Annotated in this window: 11 protein-coding genes; 6 read left to right on the top strand and 5 right to left on the bottom strand. The window is 70.8% G+C overall.

Translation table 11 applies throughout. The features are described 5' to 3' along the window. The first annotated feature begins 267 nt into the window (after positions 1-267). Complete coding sequence (locus IEZ05_RS11090) at positions 268-603, top strand: histone-like nucleoid-structuring protein Lsr2 (protein WP_189229895.1); 336 nt, start codon at positions 268-270, stop codon at positions 601-603. Positions 604-671: 68 nt separating this feature from the next. Here IEZ05_RS11090 and IEZ05_RS11085 read toward each other — a convergent pair whose 3' ends face one another. After that, positions 672-1,271 carry an SCO3374 family protein gene (locus IEZ05_RS11085; protein WP_189229894.1) on the bottom strand — a complete coding sequence of 200 codons (600 nt, stop codon included), beginning with the start codon at positions 1,269-1,271 and terminating at the stop codon, positions 672-674. A gap of 430 nt (positions 1,272-1,701) precedes the next feature. On the opposite strand from IEZ05_RS11085, the gene IEZ05_RS11080 reads away from it, so the two are divergent. Further along, positions 1,702-4,227, top strand: coding sequence for an ATP-dependent Clp protease ATP-binding subunit (locus IEZ05_RS11080; protein ID WP_189229893.1), 2,526 nt, complete (start codon positions 1,702-1,704; stop codon positions 4,225-4,227). 67 nt (positions 4,228-4,294) lie between these two features. On the opposite strand, the gene IEZ05_RS11075 is transcribed toward IEZ05_RS11080, so the two are convergent. Together IEZ05_RS11075 and IEZ05_RS11070 are read right to left on the bottom strand one after the other, a co-directional pair. After that, on the bottom strand, positions 4,295-7,336 hold the full coding sequence (locus IEZ05_RS11075; protein WP_189229892.1) for an NACHT domain-containing protein: 3,042 nt from the start codon (positions 7,334-7,336) through the stop codon (positions 4,295-4,297). 43 nt (positions 7,337-7,379) lie between these two features. After that, a complete protein-coding gene (locus IEZ05_RS11070) occupies positions 7,380-8,057 on the bottom strand; it encodes an HAD family acid phosphatase (protein ID WP_189229891.1) in 678 nt (225 codons plus the stop codon). A gap of 546 nt (positions 8,058-8,603) precedes the next feature. On the opposite strand from IEZ05_RS11070, the gene IEZ05_RS11065 reads away from it, so the two are divergent. Next, positions 8,604-9,275 (top strand): M23 family metallopeptidase, encoded by a 672-nt coding sequence (locus IEZ05_RS11065; RefSeq protein ID WP_189229890.1) that lies wholly within the window; start codon positions 8,604-8,606, stop codon positions 9,273-9,275. Between the two features lie 62 nt (positions 9,276-9,337). Here IEZ05_RS11065 and IEZ05_RS11060 read toward each other — a convergent pair whose 3' ends face one another. After that, positions 9,338-9,937: a TetR/AcrR family transcriptional regulator gene (locus IEZ05_RS11060; RefSeq protein ID WP_189229889.1), complete on the bottom strand. Its 600-nt coding sequence runs from the start codon at positions 9,935-9,937 to the stop codon at positions 9,338-9,340. A 147-nt stretch (positions 9,938-10,084) separates the two neighbouring features. Here IEZ05_RS11060 and IEZ05_RS11055 point away from each other — a divergent pair, with 147 nt between their 5' ends. The 3 genes from IEZ05_RS11055 to IEZ05_RS11045 all read left to right on the top strand — a co-directional run bounded on the left by IEZ05_RS11055 (position 10,085) and on the right by IEZ05_RS11045 (position 12,747). Continuing rightward, positions 10,085-11,686, top strand: a complete 1,602-nt coding sequence (locus tag IEZ05_RS11055; protein WP_189229888.1) for an MDR family MFS transporter — start codon at positions 10,085-10,087, stop codon at positions 11,684-11,686. Between the two features lie 113 nt (positions 11,687-11,799). Further along, complete coding sequence (locus tag IEZ05_RS11050; RefSeq protein WP_189229887.1) at positions 11,800-12,234, top strand: helix-turn-helix transcriptional regulator; 435 nt, start codon at positions 11,800-11,802, stop codon at positions 12,232-12,234. A 66-nt stretch (positions 12,235-12,300) separates the two neighbouring features. Then, entirely contained in the window at positions 12,301-12,747 is a 447-nt protein-coding gene (locus IEZ05_RS11045; protein ID WP_189229886.1) for a VOC family protein, read from the top strand. A 45-nt stretch (positions 12,748-12,792) separates the two neighbouring features. Here the strand turns inward: IEZ05_RS11045 and cseC are convergent, their stop codons facing one another. After that, on the bottom strand, positions 12,793-14,160 hold the full coding sequence (cseC, locus tag IEZ05_RS11040) for a two-component system sensor histidine kinase CseC (RefSeq protein ID WP_189229885.1): 1,368 nt from the start codon (positions 14,158-14,160) through the stop codon (positions 12,793-12,795). Positions 14,161-14,163: the final 3 nt, after the last annotated feature.

Here is a 14,163-nt window from a genome sequence, read left to right as displayed (position 1 = left end):
CAAGAGACGACCCGTCGGGAACCACAACCGCATCCGCGACCCGTCGCCAGGTTTATTCCACCCGCGGACCGCGCGCGGGTTCCCTATGTCCGAAACGCGTATCTTTCCGGGCGGAGGCGGGCTGCGGGTTCCCACCGGGGGTTTGTGTTTTTCCGGCAAAAGCGGTTTGCTTTCCGGCGTACTGCAGTACTGCATATAACAAGGGGCGGCGATACGGCGGACGCCGGCGGACCTCCGGCCCTCACGTTATCTATGAAAGGAAATCCGGTGGCACAGAAGGTTCAGGTCCTTCTTGTCGATGACCTCGACGGCGGCGAGGCGGACGAGACGGTGACGTTCGCGCTGGACGGCAAGACGTACGAGATCGATCTCACCACCGCCAATGCGGACAAGCTCCGTGGTCTTCTCGAGCCTTACGTGAAGGGCGGCCGTCGGACCGGGGGCCGCGCTTCGGGCGGCCGCGGCAAGACGCGCGCTTCTTCGGGCGGCAGCCAGGACACCGCGGCGATCCGCGCCTGGGCGAAGGCGAACGGCCACGACGTCAACGACCGCGGCCGGGTCCCCGCTGCGATCCGGCAGGCGTACGAAGAGGCCAACGGCTGATCAGGGGCCACGTCACCGACCCGGCCCCCCGCACACTCCCGGTCAGCGCGCTGCCGGCCCGCATGCCCTCAGCGCGGCGCCCGGGAGAGCCGGAGCCGGTGGCACTGCGTCGCGAGCGTGTGCACCAGCCGTGCGAGATCGGGGGCGGTCCCGGCGCCCCCCAGGGCCGACAGCGTCGGCAGCGAGGCCGGGACCTCGCTGCCCGTCCCGGGGGGCCGCAGCCACACGGCGGCCCCCTGCGAAGCGTCATGGCCCGACGGCGGCGACGAGGGACCGGCCGGCCCGGGCTCCGGGGGCAGGGGCGCGTCCAGGAGGCCGCCCGCGCCGACCGCCCGCAGGTCGAGCGCCAGGGAACCCCACTCCAGCCAGTCCAGCAGCCCGGGCAACTCGTCCGCGCCGCCCGCGGCGACGAGCAGCAGCATCCGCTCGCCCCGGAGCGCCACCGGAAAGCCGCCTGCATGGCGCCGCAACGCCTCGTGACCGGCCACGGCCGGGACGTCGAGGACGTCGAAGCGAACACCCACCCGAAGCCGTACGGGGGTGCCGGGCGCCGTCGGCCAGCCGAGCCCGCTCTCGTACCACCGTCGCACCCGCTCCCACGCCCCGCTCTCTTCGAGCGGCCGACGGGGGAACGGCACCGTGGAGGTCGTGGGCGGGACGCCAGCCATGCCAAGCGCAACCGTCGAAAAGGTGCTCGGGTTACGCTGGGTCGCCAAACGATCGCGGTGGGTGCCGGAAATGGGGGCGCGCGGGAGTGTGGGGAGGCGCAAGGTTGTTCGCCCGTAGCGGAGGGAACCGGTGCGCGCGGCATGGAGTGTCAGTCCCAGCGGGTAAGACATCCCTAGTGGGAGGGGGCGACACGCAGAATGGGCCGTCTCACGTTCGCCATCGGCGTACTGGCGAGCGGGGTAAGTGCCTGGCCTGCGGGAACATCGTCTCGCACCATCGGGTTGTGGCAGATGTCGGCGTCAGGGGTCAGGAGGCCATCGACGGTGTCGGCAGTTGGAATGAGCGGTCCCCGCTTGCGGGACTAAGCTGCGGAAGGACAGGGAGGGGAAGTTCCCCCCACTGCCTGACCGCTCTGAGGAGCGATTAACGATGTTCGAGAGGTTCACCGACCGCGCGCGGCGGGTTGTCGTCCTGGCTCAGGAAGAAGCCCGGATGCTCAACCACAACTACATCGGCACCGAGCACATCCTCCTGGGCCTGATCCACGAGGGTGAGGGTGTCGCCGCCAAGGCCCTTGAGAGCCTCGGGATTTCGCTCGAGGCGGTCCGCCAGCAGGTGGAGGAGATCATCGGGCAGGGCCAGCAGGCCCCGTCGGGTCACATTCCCTTCACCCCCCGTGCCAAGAAGGTCCTGGAGCTGTCGCTCCGCGAGGCCCTTCAGCTGGGCCACAACTACATCGGCACGGAGCACATCCTGCTCGGCCTGATCCGCGAGGGCGAGGGCGTCGCCGCCCAGGTCCTGGTCAAGCTGGGCGCAGATCTGAACCGGGTGCGGCAGCAGGTCATCCAGCTGCTCTCCGGTTACCAGGGCAAGGAGACCGCCACCGCCGGCGGGCCTGCCGAGGGCACCCCCTCGACGTCCCTGGTCCTCGACCAGTTCGGCCGGAACCTCACCCAGGCCGCTCGTGAGTCCAAGCTCGACCCGGTCATCGGGCGCGAGAAGGAGATCGAGCGGGTCATGCAGGTGCTGTCCCGCCGTACCAAGAACAACCCGGTCCTCATCGGTGAGCCCGGTGTCGGCAAGACGGCCGTCGTCGAGGGCCTCGCGCAGGCCATCGTCAAGGGCGAGGTGCCCGAGACCCTCAAGGACAAGCACCTCTACACCCTGGACCTCGGCGCGCTGGTCGCCGGCTCCCGCTACCGCGGTGACTTCGAGGAGCGCCTGAAGAAGGTGCTCAAGGAGATCCGCACCCGCGGCGACATCATCCTGTTCATCGACGAGCTGCACACGCTGGTCGGTGCGGGTGCCGCCGAGGGCGCCATCGACGCCGCTTCGATCCTGAAGCCGATGCTGGCCCGCGGTGAGCTGCAGACCATCGGTGCGACCACGCTGGACGAGTACCGCAAGCACCTGGAGAAGGACGCGGCCCTCGAGCGCCGCTTCCAGCCGATCCAGGTCGCGGAGCCGTCGCTGCCGCACACGATCGAGATCCTCAAGGGTCTGCGCGACCGCTACGAGGCGCACCACCGGGTCTCCATCACGGACGAGGCGCTGGTCCAGGCCGCCACCCTGGCCGACCGGTACATCTCCGACCGCTTCCTGCCGGACAAGGCGATCGACCTGATCGACGAGGCCGGTTCCCGGATGCGCATCCGCCGGATGACCGCGCCGCCGGACCTCCGCGAGTTCGACGAGAAGATCGCCGGCGTCCGCCGCGACAAGGAGTCCGCGATCGACTCGCAGGACTTCGAGAAGGCCGCCTCCCTGCGCGACAAGGAGAAGCAGCTCCTGGCCGCCAAGGCCAAGCGGGAGAAGGAGTGGAAGGCCGGCGACATGGACGTCGTCGCCGAGGTCGACGGCGAGCTGATCGCCGAGGTCCTCGCGACCGCCACCGGCATCCCGGTCTTCAAGCTGACGGAGGAGGAGTCGTCCCGCCTGCTGCGCATGGAGGACGAGCTCCACAAGCGGGTCATCGGCCAGAAGGACGCCGTCAAGGCGCTCTCGAAGGCGATCCGCCGTACGCGTGCCGGTCTGAAGGACCCGAAGCGTCCGGGTGGCTCGTTCATCTTCGCCGGCCCGTCCGGTGTCGGTAAGACCGAGCTGTCCAAGGCGCTCGCCGAGTTCCTCTTCGGTGACGAGGACGCGCTGATCTCCCTCGACATGTCGGAGTTCAGCGAGAAGCACACCGTTTCCCGTCTCTTCGGTTCGCCCCCCGGTTACGTGGGCTACGAGGAGGGCGGTCAGCTGACGGAGAAGGTGCGCCGCAAGCCGTTCTCGGTCGTCCTCTTCGACGAGGTCGAGAAGGCCCACCCGGACATCTTCAACTCGCTGCTGCAGATCCTGGAGGACGGTCGCCTGACCGACTCCCAGGGCCGGGTCGTGGACTTCAAGAACACGGTCATCATCATGACGACCAACCTCGGCACCCGGGACATCTCCAAGGGCTTCAACCTGGGCTTCGCCGCCGCGGGCGACACGAAGACCAACTACGAGCGCATGAAGAACAAGGTGTCGGACGAGCTCAAGCAGCACTTCCGCCCCGAGTTCCTCAACCGCGTCGACGACGTGGTCGTCTTCCCGCAGCTGACCCAGGACGACATCCTCGCGATCGTCGACCTGATGATCGGCAAGGTGGACGAGCGCCTGAAGGACCGGGACATGGGCATCGAGCTCTCCCAGTCCGCCAAGGAGCTGCTGTCCAGGAAGGGCTACGACCCCGTGCTGGGCGCCCGGCCGCTGCGCCGGACCATCCAGCGCGAGATCGAGGACTCGCTGTCGGAGAAGATCCTCTTCGGCGAGCTGCGTCCCGGTCACATCGTGGTCGTGGACACCGAGGGCGAGGGCGAGGCCAAGACCTTCACCTTCCGGGGTGAGGAGAAGTCGGCCCTCCCCGACGTCCCGCCGATCGAGCAGGCGGCCGGTGGCGCCGGTCCGAACCTGAGCAAGGAGGCGTAGCCCTCCGGGGTGAGCCTGTGCAGGGGCCGCTCCGGGACTTCGGTCCCGGGGCGGCCCCTTCGCCGTGTCAGCGGTCGCCCACGGTCACCTCGGCGCCGGGGAACAGGGCTGTGAAGGCGGCGACGTCCGGACGGGGCCCGGGGACGCCCCGGACGTCGACGACGCGGACGCCGGGCAGACGCGAGGGCAGCGCGGAGAGGTCCTCGCCGCCCCGGAGCTCCGCCAGGCGCAGCTCGGTGATCCCGGGAAGGACCGGCATGGGCCCCAGGCCGTCCGGGAAGAGCCGGGCGTTCAGCTGGAGCCGGGTCAGCAGCGGCAGGCGGGCGATCTCGGACCAGTCGTCCGCGGTGAGCGGCGCCGTGGGGGACAGGCTGAGCACCTTCAGGCCGGCCCAGTGGGACAGCCCGCGCAGCCCGGCCCCCTCCGTGGTGCCGCGGCCCAGGAAGAGGAACTCCAGGGGAGCGGCGGCGGGCAGGACGTCCGTCAGACACGTGCCGGTCAGTGTGTGCGTCAGCGACAGCAGACGGAGCGAGTCCAGCCGCCGCAGGCCGTCGACGTCGGCGACCCGGCCGACGACGAGCTGCTGGAGCGGCAGCTCCGCGAGCCGCCCGAACCCGTGCGCGGACTCGCAGTCGATCACCACCAGGCGCCGCAGCGAGGGGAAGGCCGTGAGCGGACCCAGGTCGCCCGCTTCCGGGTTGTAGAGCAGGCGCAGCGTCTCGACGCCGTCCGGGCCCGCTACCGCGGCGGTGACGTCCGCGAGGCTGTGCCGGCCCCGGAACTCCCAGCGGTGCCACGGGCGCAGGTCCGCGGCGGCCGCGCGCTGGGCGTCGGTGGCGCAGGTCAGCGTGAGATCCGTCCGGACCAGGTGGTCCAGTACCTCGACCGCGTACTCCCGCGCGTCGAACCGCTCCCAGGTGCCCACCAACTGCCGCCGCACATCGAGCGAGGGATGCTCCCGGAACCGGCGCAGCACCGCCAGGGCCCCGGCCGGCTCGTGCGTGGCGAGCAGCGAGGCCGCGACCGCGACCCCGTGCGCCTCCGCGTCCGTCAGGCCCTCCGGTCCCGGCAGCAGCTCCAGCACCAGCGGCCCCGCGTCCGCCAGCGCCTTCGCCTCCTCCTTCGTCCCCGGAGGGATCAGCGCCCCCGCCCGCGTCTCCACCTCCGCCCGTACCGCCGGGTCCAGCGCGGTGGCGTGTTCCAGGCAGGCCAGGGCGAGCAGCGTCAGCCGCGGGGTGTCCTCCGCCAGCAGCCGCCGCAGCAGGACCGCCCGCTCGCCGGGCCGGGCGTGGGCCACCGACATGCGGATGACGTCCTCCCACTGCGTGTCGTGGGCGTGGCCGGCCAGGACGTCGAGGTGGCCCTCCTCCACCGCGTACCGGGCTCCCAGGTAGTCCTGGAAGGTGCGGTGGACGAAGTCCAGCACCCCTTCTCCGGGCCGGCGCAGCAGCCCGCTGCGCAGCAGCAGGGTCCGCAGGACCGTCGCCGCGTCGCCCTGTCCCGCCGCCGAGGCGACCGACGGCAGGCAGCGCTCCACGATGCCCTCGGCCGTCTCCACCTCCATCTCCGTGCGCCCGCTCAACACGAGGGCGTACGCCAGCCGTTGCAGCAGTTCCAACTGGGCCTCCTCGCCCAGCTCCAGCGCGTCCATGCCCCGCTCCCGGTCCCGGCGGGCGAGCAGCATGGTCAGGGCGGCGTCGTACAACTCCTTGCGGCCGGTGGGCAGATAGCCGCGCCGCTCGCGGTGCAGGGCGCAGATCAGGCCGCACAACAGCGGATTGGTGGCGAGGCGGGCCAGATCGCGCTTCGTGCGCAGGGCGTCGAGCAGCTTCGTCTCGTACTCGGGCGCCTGCGCCGCGGCGTGCCAGCGCCGGACGAAGGTGGCCACGTCGGCCTGCCGCATCGGGGTCAGCGCCAGTTCCCGGAAGCCCTCCGCGGTCAGCCAGTCGGGGCGTACGGCGGTGGGGCGGGAGGTGAGCAGCCAGCGGTTGCCGGGGAAGGCGCGGACCAGGGCCAGCAGCCAGTCGCGGGCGCGGTGCCGGTCGGGGGCGGGGATCTCGTCCAGGCCGTCGACGAGGAGAAGGCCCCTTCCGGCCGTGAGGACGCGCTCCGCCCACCCCTCGGGCGGGGTGAGCGGGCAGCCCACGGCGGTGAGGAAGGCGGCGGGGGAGGGCAGGGCACCCGCGCGGATCAGGGTGCGCAGGGGGAGGACGTACGGCACCCGGTCGCCGGCGTGCGCGGCGGTCACCGCAAGCCACTGCACCAGCGTCGTCTTGCCGGAACCCGCGTCGCCGCGCAGCAGCACACGGTCGTGGCCCGTGAGGGCGTCCTCGGCGGGGAGGCGCACGGCCACGGGGCTGCCGAGGTGTTCCTCGGGCAGGGCGGTGGGCCGTTCCCGGTCCGCCGTCGCCTCCAGGCTCAGATAGGCGACTTCGAGGGGCCAGCGGTCGGGGGAGTCGCGCAGGTCGAGGCCGTAGATGGTGAGGTGGTTGTGCCGTTCGGCGACGTACGGCAGGTAGCGGCGCTCGAACGCGGTGTCCCGGGTGTCCGGGCGCGGAGTGCGGGCGATCAGCTCGTCGACCTTCGCGATCAGTTCCGTCTGCGACCGCGTCTGCTCCACCAGCGTCCGTGCGACGAACGTCGAGCGCCGGGTGAAGAACTCCAGGACGTGCAGGCAGGCCCACTCCGTGGCGGAGTCGAGGAAGTGGCGGGCGTCGGCGGACAGGCCGTCACCGGCCCCGGGAGCGTTCCGCCGCAGCCGGGCGGCCAGCTCCCGGTGCCCCAGCCGGACCGCCTGGACGTCGTCCATGTCCAGGTCGCCGAGGGCGAGCAGCCGGGCGGCCAGGGCGAGGACGACGGCCGTCTCCTCGTCGCGCGGAAAGGGCGGCTCGCCGGGGGAGTCCAGGGACGCCCCGACCAGCCGCCCGGCGAGCTTGCCCACCTCCGTCTCACCGAGGTGGCGCTGCTCGCCCCGGAAGGACACCAGACGGGTCAGCCGGACGGGCCTGTCGACCATCCCGGCGCCCGGTCCGTCCGTCACGAACAGTTTCCTCACCAGCGGGGCGACCAGACTGGACGCCAACTTCCCGCCGAGCACCGCCGGTTCCATGCGCCACCCCCGTGGTCGGTCGTCGGGGGGAGCCTATCGGGGGTCAGGACAACTGGCCGTCGTAGTCCGGCAGCTTGAACGCCTTCTCGGCGTGGCCGCCCGACAGGTCGGTGGGGGTGTTGCCGATGTTGGCGATGATCGTGTAGCCCTTCGACTCGATGTGGGCGCGCTGCGCGGTCTTGTACTCGGCGACGTTGCGGAACAGGTCGAGGAAGCCGCGCACGTAGAGGCCGGAGGACTCGTAGCCGGCGTGGTCGAGGTTCCACTCGGTGGGCGCCGCGATGATGCCCGGCCGGGCGGTCACGAAGAAGAGGGCGACGCCGTGCTCCTGGGCGTACCGGGCGGCCTCCAGGACCGGACGGTTGGCGGGCTGCGGGTAGCTGAAGCCGAAGTCGGTCTCCAGGGAGGTGTTGTCGATGTCGAGGACGATCGCCTGCTTCTCGCCGGGGACGGCGTCGGCGATCCGCTCCTTCAGATACGGCAGGGCCTGGTCCATCACGGCCCGGCAGTCCCGCTGCCAGGTGGCGTAGTCGACGTCGGCGGCGGCCGCCGCGGCCGTACCGGTGGGCGCGGCGGGGGTCGCGTCGGCCGGTGTGACGGCCACGGTGAGCGCGGCAGCGGTGACGGCAGCGGTGCCGAGGGCGCGCTTCCAGGTGTGCCCGGGCCGTCTCGCCCGGCCGGTTCGCCCTGCCTGTCCGGTCTGTCCGTTCTGTTCGGTCATGGGGGGCGGGGTCCTCTCATGCCTGCGCGGATGCCTGACGGCACCAAAATTGACGCGTGCATGTTCGCCCGGACAAGTGGCGGGACGGCAACGATTGGGTTACTGGCGAGTAGTAGCACGTGGCGGGCTCGATCGATGTGGCCTCGGCCACGATTCGGGGCGGTTGAACGGCCTTGCGCGAGGGGTTCGTCAGTCGTGAGCGGAGTAGCCCGGGTCACATCCACCGGCCCTTGGATCATGGTCGCCGGTGATGTGCCGCACAGGCGATTTGCCCGGTACTACGAGGAATAGTGGGAGCCGCAAGAACTACGAAAACGGACAGATCGCCCTGAAGTGTTGGCCTGATTGCGGGTCTCTGAGCTGGTTCTGTCTGAAATGGGGGGTCTGTCAAGGGTCGGGAAGTTTCGCGCTGAAGTACTACATAGGGTCGTAGATCACACCTTTGTGCGGTTACGGCCCGGCGGGTTACCAATGTGGAGCCCGCCCGGTGAGTGCCTGTGCATCCGCCGAGGGGCGTTCCTGTGTTCCCGTCCCCATGAGGTTCGAATGTTCTCGCGTGTCACGTCCCGCTCTTCCCGTACGACCACCGTCCGCACCCGCGCCGCCGTGATGGCTGCCGGCCTCGGAGCCTCGGTCGCGCTGGGAGCAGGGGTCGCGGCCGCCAGCGGCACCACGGCGGCCTCCGGTACCTCCACCGTCGCGAACGCCGTCGAGGCCCAGGCCGCGGCGCAGGCCAAGGCGGCGAAGGCCGAGAAGGCCGCCGTCGGCGCCAAGAAGGTCGCCGCCAAGAAGAAGGCGGCCTCCTGGGTGGACCCGGTCAAGAAGTACGCGCTCAGCGCCAAGTTCGCCCAGAACGGTGGCATGTGGGCGCACAAGCACAGCGGCCAGGACTTCGCCGTGCCGATCGGCACCAACGTCATGGCCACCCACGGCGGCACCGTCGTCAAGGCCGGCGGCAACGGCGCCGGTGACGGCCCCGCCTACGGCAACGCCATCGTCATCAAGCACGGCAACGGCACGTACTCCCAGTACGCCCACCTGTCGCGGATCGACGTGAAGATCGGCCAGGTCGTCAAGACCGGCCAGCACATCGCCAAGTCCGGCAACACCGGCAACTCCAGCGGTCCCCACCTGCACTTCGAGATCCGCACGACCCCGAACTACGGCTCCGCCGTCGACCCGGTCGCCTTCCTGCGTGCGCACGGCGTGACTGTCTGAGCATGACGCGACGCGACCGGCCGGTCGGAGCCGTCCGGTCCTGACCGGCCGCACCTGGCCGGTCAGGAGCCCCCGGCTCCCCGGTGCGCCTGGGTTATCAGGTCGGTGGCGACCTCGAGCACGGCCTCGCGCCTCTTCTCGGGGTCGCCCTCCATGTCCTGGAGAACGAACATCCCGGCGTGCAACGTGAACATCGCACTGACACAGCGGACCTGGTCGACCAGGTCCGCTTCCGGGTCTATGAGGATGTCCCGCAGGCCCAGCATGCGGGTCTTGAACATCTCCCCGATGCGCAGTTCCCGGATCGCCGCCTGGTTCTCCTGCATGAAGCGAAAGAGCGGCGCAGCACCCGCCAGCGCGTCGCTGTAGCGGCGGACGATCTCCTGCTTGGTCTCCAGGGTGTGCGGCTGGAGCCGGCCCCACTCGATCAGGTCCTCGATCGGCCGCGAGAGATCCTCGAAGATGCTGACGAGGATCTCTTCCTTGGTCTTGAAGTGGTAGTACAGCGCCGCCTTGGTGACGTCGAGGCGTTCGGCGATCTCGCGGAGCGAGGTCTTCTCGTACCCCTGCTCGGCGAAGAGTTCGAGCGCCACGTCCTGGATGCGCTGGCGGGTGTCCCCGCGGCGCCGCTGCTGCTTGGTGCTGTCCATCGTGCCGCCCATCCTCCTACGCACCTCCTGCTCCGCGCACGTTCCGGAAAACTTACTTGACGCCCGGCTAGTTACGCGTCTACCTTCCCGAGTGTAGTCAACTTGCCGGTCGGCAAGTAAGTAGCGGATGCACAGCGGGTAGCTGGGGGAGTGGCAGCGATGGCGGACACACCGACGGACAAGGCCGTCGACACCGACGGCGGGAAACAGCCGAAGAGCGTGCGGGTGGTCCTGCTCGCGCTCATGATCGCGATGATGCTCGCGATGCTCGACAACATGATCATCGGCACGGCGATGCCGACGATCGTCGGCGAGCTGGGCGGTCTGGAACACCTGTCGTGGGTGGTCACCGGCTATACCCTCGCCACCGCCGCGTCCACCCCGCTGTGGGGCAAGATCGGCGACATGTACGGGCGCAAGGGCTCGTTCATGACCTCCATCGTGATCTTCCTGGCTGGCTCGGCGCTCAGCGGCATGGCCCAGGACATGGGCCAGCTCATCGGCTTCCGCGCCGTCCAGGGGCTCGGCGCCGGCGGTCTGATGGTCGGCGTCATGGCGATCATCGGCGACCTGATCCCGCCGCGGGAGCGCGGCAAGTACCAGGGCATGATGGCCGGCGTCATGGCGCTGGCGATGATCGGCGGACCGCTGGTCGGCGGCACCATCACCGACCACTGGGGCTGGCGCTGGGCCTTCTACATCAACCTGCCGCTCGGCGCGGTCGCGCTGGTCGCGATCAGCGTCGTCCTGCACCTGCCGAAGAAGCGCAGCGACGCGCGCATCGACTATCTGGGCGCCGCACTGCTGACCATCGGCATCACCGCCATCGTGCTGGTGACCACCTGGGGCGGCACGGAGTACGCCTGGACGTCCGCGCGCATCATGGAGCTGATCGGCATCGGGGTCGCCGCGCTGGTCGGGTTCGTGTTCTGGCAGACCAGGGCCGCCGAGCCGGTCGTGCCGCTGCACATCTTCCGCAGCCGCAACTTCACGCTGATGTCCCTCATCGGCTTCATCACCGGCTTCGTGATGTTCGGCGCCACCCTCTTCCTGCCGCTGTACCAGCAGGCGGTGCAGGGCGCCTCCGCCACCAACTCGGGGCTGCTCCTGCTGCCGATGCTGGGCGCGATGCTCGTCACCTCGATGGTCGCCGGGCGGGTGACCACCAACACCGGCCGCTACAAGATCTTCCCCGTGGTCGGCGGCGCGCTGATGACCGTCGGGCTGTTCCTGCTGTCGCTGATGGACACCGACACCAGCCGCTTCACCTCGGGCCTGTACATGGCCGTCGTCGGTCTCGGCATGGGCTGCCTGATGCAGATCACCATGCTGGTGGCGCAGAACAGCGTGGAGATGAAGGACATGGGCGTCGCGTCCTCGTCCACCACCCTCTTCCGCACCCTCGGCTCGTCCTTCGGCGTCGCGATCATGGGTGCCCTGTTCAACCACCGCGTCCAGGACGTCATGGCGGAGCGGGCCGGGGCGACGGCCTCCCAGGCGACGGAGCAGTCCGCGACCCTGACCGCGGACGCGCTGGAGCAGCTGCCGGCGGCGGTCCGCGATGCCTACCAGCACGCGGTGACCGCCGGTACGCACGGAGCGTTCCTGCTGGGCGCGGCGGTGGCCGTGCTCGCGCTGGTCGCGGCCGTGTTCGTCAAGGAGGTCCCGCTGAAGGGGACGGGACCGAAGGCGGCGGACGGCCCGGGCGGCGGCGACGCCGGTGCCGCGACGGCGAAGACGCCGGTGACCGAGTCGGTCTGAACCGACTGATCCTGCTGCCGAAGGCCCCCGGGGTGTCCGCCCGGGGGCCTTCGGCATGTCCGCGCCCGGGAGGGGGCCGGCCGATGTCAGTGCCGCGTGCCACCATCGGCCGCATGGACAAGTTGCGGCAGTTGCGGCTGGCCAAGGACGCCATGGACCGCGACTGGGCCGACCCGGAGCTCGACCTGGACGCGGTCGCCGCACACGCCGGTTACTCCCGCTACCACTTCCTGCGCGCCTTCAAGGAGGCGTACGGCGAGACGCCCGGCCAGTACCTCACCCACCGCCGCATCGAGCGGGCCGAGGACCTGCTGCGCACCGCGGACCTGTCCGTCACCGAGATCTGCCACCTGGTCGGCTTCACCGGCCTGGGCACCTTCTGCACCCGCTTCAAGGCGTGGACCGGCCTGACCCCCAGCGAGTACCGGACGAAGCACGTCGGCCGCGGAGCCGCCCTGATCCCGGGCTGCTACGCCATGCTCTGGGCGGGCGGTTTCCGCAGCGGGCCGGGCGCCGGGGCACGGCGCAATTCCGGAGAAGCGGGCTGAGCGGCACGCTGCCTACCGTGACAGGGCAAGCACGAAACGGCCCCGCCACGAAGACTGGAGCACGCCATGATCAAGGGTCTCGCCATCTCGACCGTCTGGGTCCTCGACCAGGAACGCGCCAAGCGGTTCTACACCGAGAAGCTGGGCCTGGAGGTCCGCACGGACATCACCATGGGCGAGGGCGGCATGCGCTGGCTCACGGTCGGCTCCCCGAGCCAGCCCGACGTCGAACTGACGCTGATGGTCCCGGGCACCGGCTCCTCGGACCCCGAATCCGCCGAGATGATCAGGAAGCTGGTGGCCAAGGGCGCGCTCGGTCCCGGCGTCCTGACCACCGACGACATCCACGGCGACTACCGGAAGCTCAAGGACCGCGGGGTCGAGTTCCTCCAGGAGCCGCAGGAGCGTCCGTACGGCACGGAGGCGCTCTTCCGCGACGACTCCGGCAACTGGTTCTCCTTCACCCAGCGCCGCGAGGGCGGTCTCGACATGGACAAGGACTTCTCCTGCTAGCCCCCGGCCGGTGAGCGGGTGAGCCGCCGCCGGTCGTCCCGTCCGTCAGGACACGCCCTGCGACGACCGGTCCGGCAGCATCGGAAAGCTCCCGGTGTTCGTCGGCGCGTGTTCCGGCAGCCACAGCACCGCCACCGCACCCTCGGCCGGTATGTGCGCGGGCGCCCCGGCGGGCCGGACGTTGCGGAAGGTGAGCCGGGCGCCGAGCACCCGGGCCTGCCCGGCCGCGATGGTCAGCCCCAGCCCGTGCCCGCGGCCGGCCCGGTCCGCGCTGCCGGTGCGGAAGCGGCTCGGGCCGTCGGCGAGCAGGTCCTCGGGGAAGCCGGGGCCGTGGTCGCGGACCCGGATCACCCGGCCCTCGACGCTGACCTCGATGGGCGGCCTGCCGTGCCGGGCGGCGTTGGCGAGCAGGTTGAACAGGACGCGCTCCAGGCGGCGCGGGTCGGTGGTGACCTCCGACTCGTGCACCACGAGCACCCGCACTGCCGGGTCCTTGGCCGCCACCCGCCGGCTGACGAAGTCGCCCAGCATGATGTCCTGCAGCTCGGCCCGCTCCGAGGCGCCGTCCAGCCGGGCCACCTCCAGGACGTCCTCCACCAGCGTCCGCATGGCCTTCGCCCGGTCCAGTACCAGCTCCGTGGGCCGGCCCGGCGGCAGCAGCTCGGCGGCGGTCAGCAGCCCGGTCACCGGGGTGCGCAGCTCGTGCGCGATGTCCGCGGTGACCCGGCGCTCGGCCTCCAGCCGCTGCTGGAGGGCGTCCGCCATCGCGTCCACCGCGCTCGCGAGGTCGTCGGTCTCGTCCCGGACGACGCCGCCGATGGCGTCCCGGACGCGGACGTCCGGCTCGCCCTTGGCGACCTGGTTCGCGGCACTCGCGGCCTTGCGCAGCCGGCGCGACAGCTGCCCGCCGATGAGCACGCCGAGCGCGCTGCCGCCGAGGACGACCGCGATGGAGCCGATGACCAGGGCCTGGTCGAGGTCCTTGAGGATGTCGGCGCTGCGGTCGGTGAACCCGGAGTGCAGGGACATCACGTGCCCGTCCTTGAGCGGCACGGCGGCCCAGATGTCCGTCACCCCGTTCTCACGCTCGGAGACGTAGGTCGCCCGGCGCCCGTCCTCGACCTTCTTCCGCAGCCCGGCCGGCAGCTCGGGGTCGTCGATCTGGGCGTTCGGGAAGTTCAGGCGGCCGGAGAGCTCGTAGTTTCGCTGGGCGATCAGGACGCGGTCGTCCGCGAGGTCGCGCGCGTTGTCCAGCATCGACACCCGGGCCGCGTTGTGCACGACCAGGCTCAGCGCGACCGCCACCAGCGCGCCGACCAGGGCGATGGCCGCGCTGAGCTTCCACCGCAGCCCCGTACGGATGCCCGTGCGCCTCAGGGGCGAGGCGGCCAGGCGTCGGATCAACCCCCGCATGTC

Origin of the sequence: Streptomyces flaveolus (genome assembly GCF_014648815.1) — a bacterium.
In the GTDB taxonomy this organism is placed as follows: Bacteria; Actinomycetota; Actinomycetes; order Streptomycetales; family Streptomycetaceae; genus Streptomyces; species Streptomyces flaveolus.
Note: the sequence above shows the minus strand (reverse complement) of the source record. Positions and strands in the feature narration are given on the sequence as shown.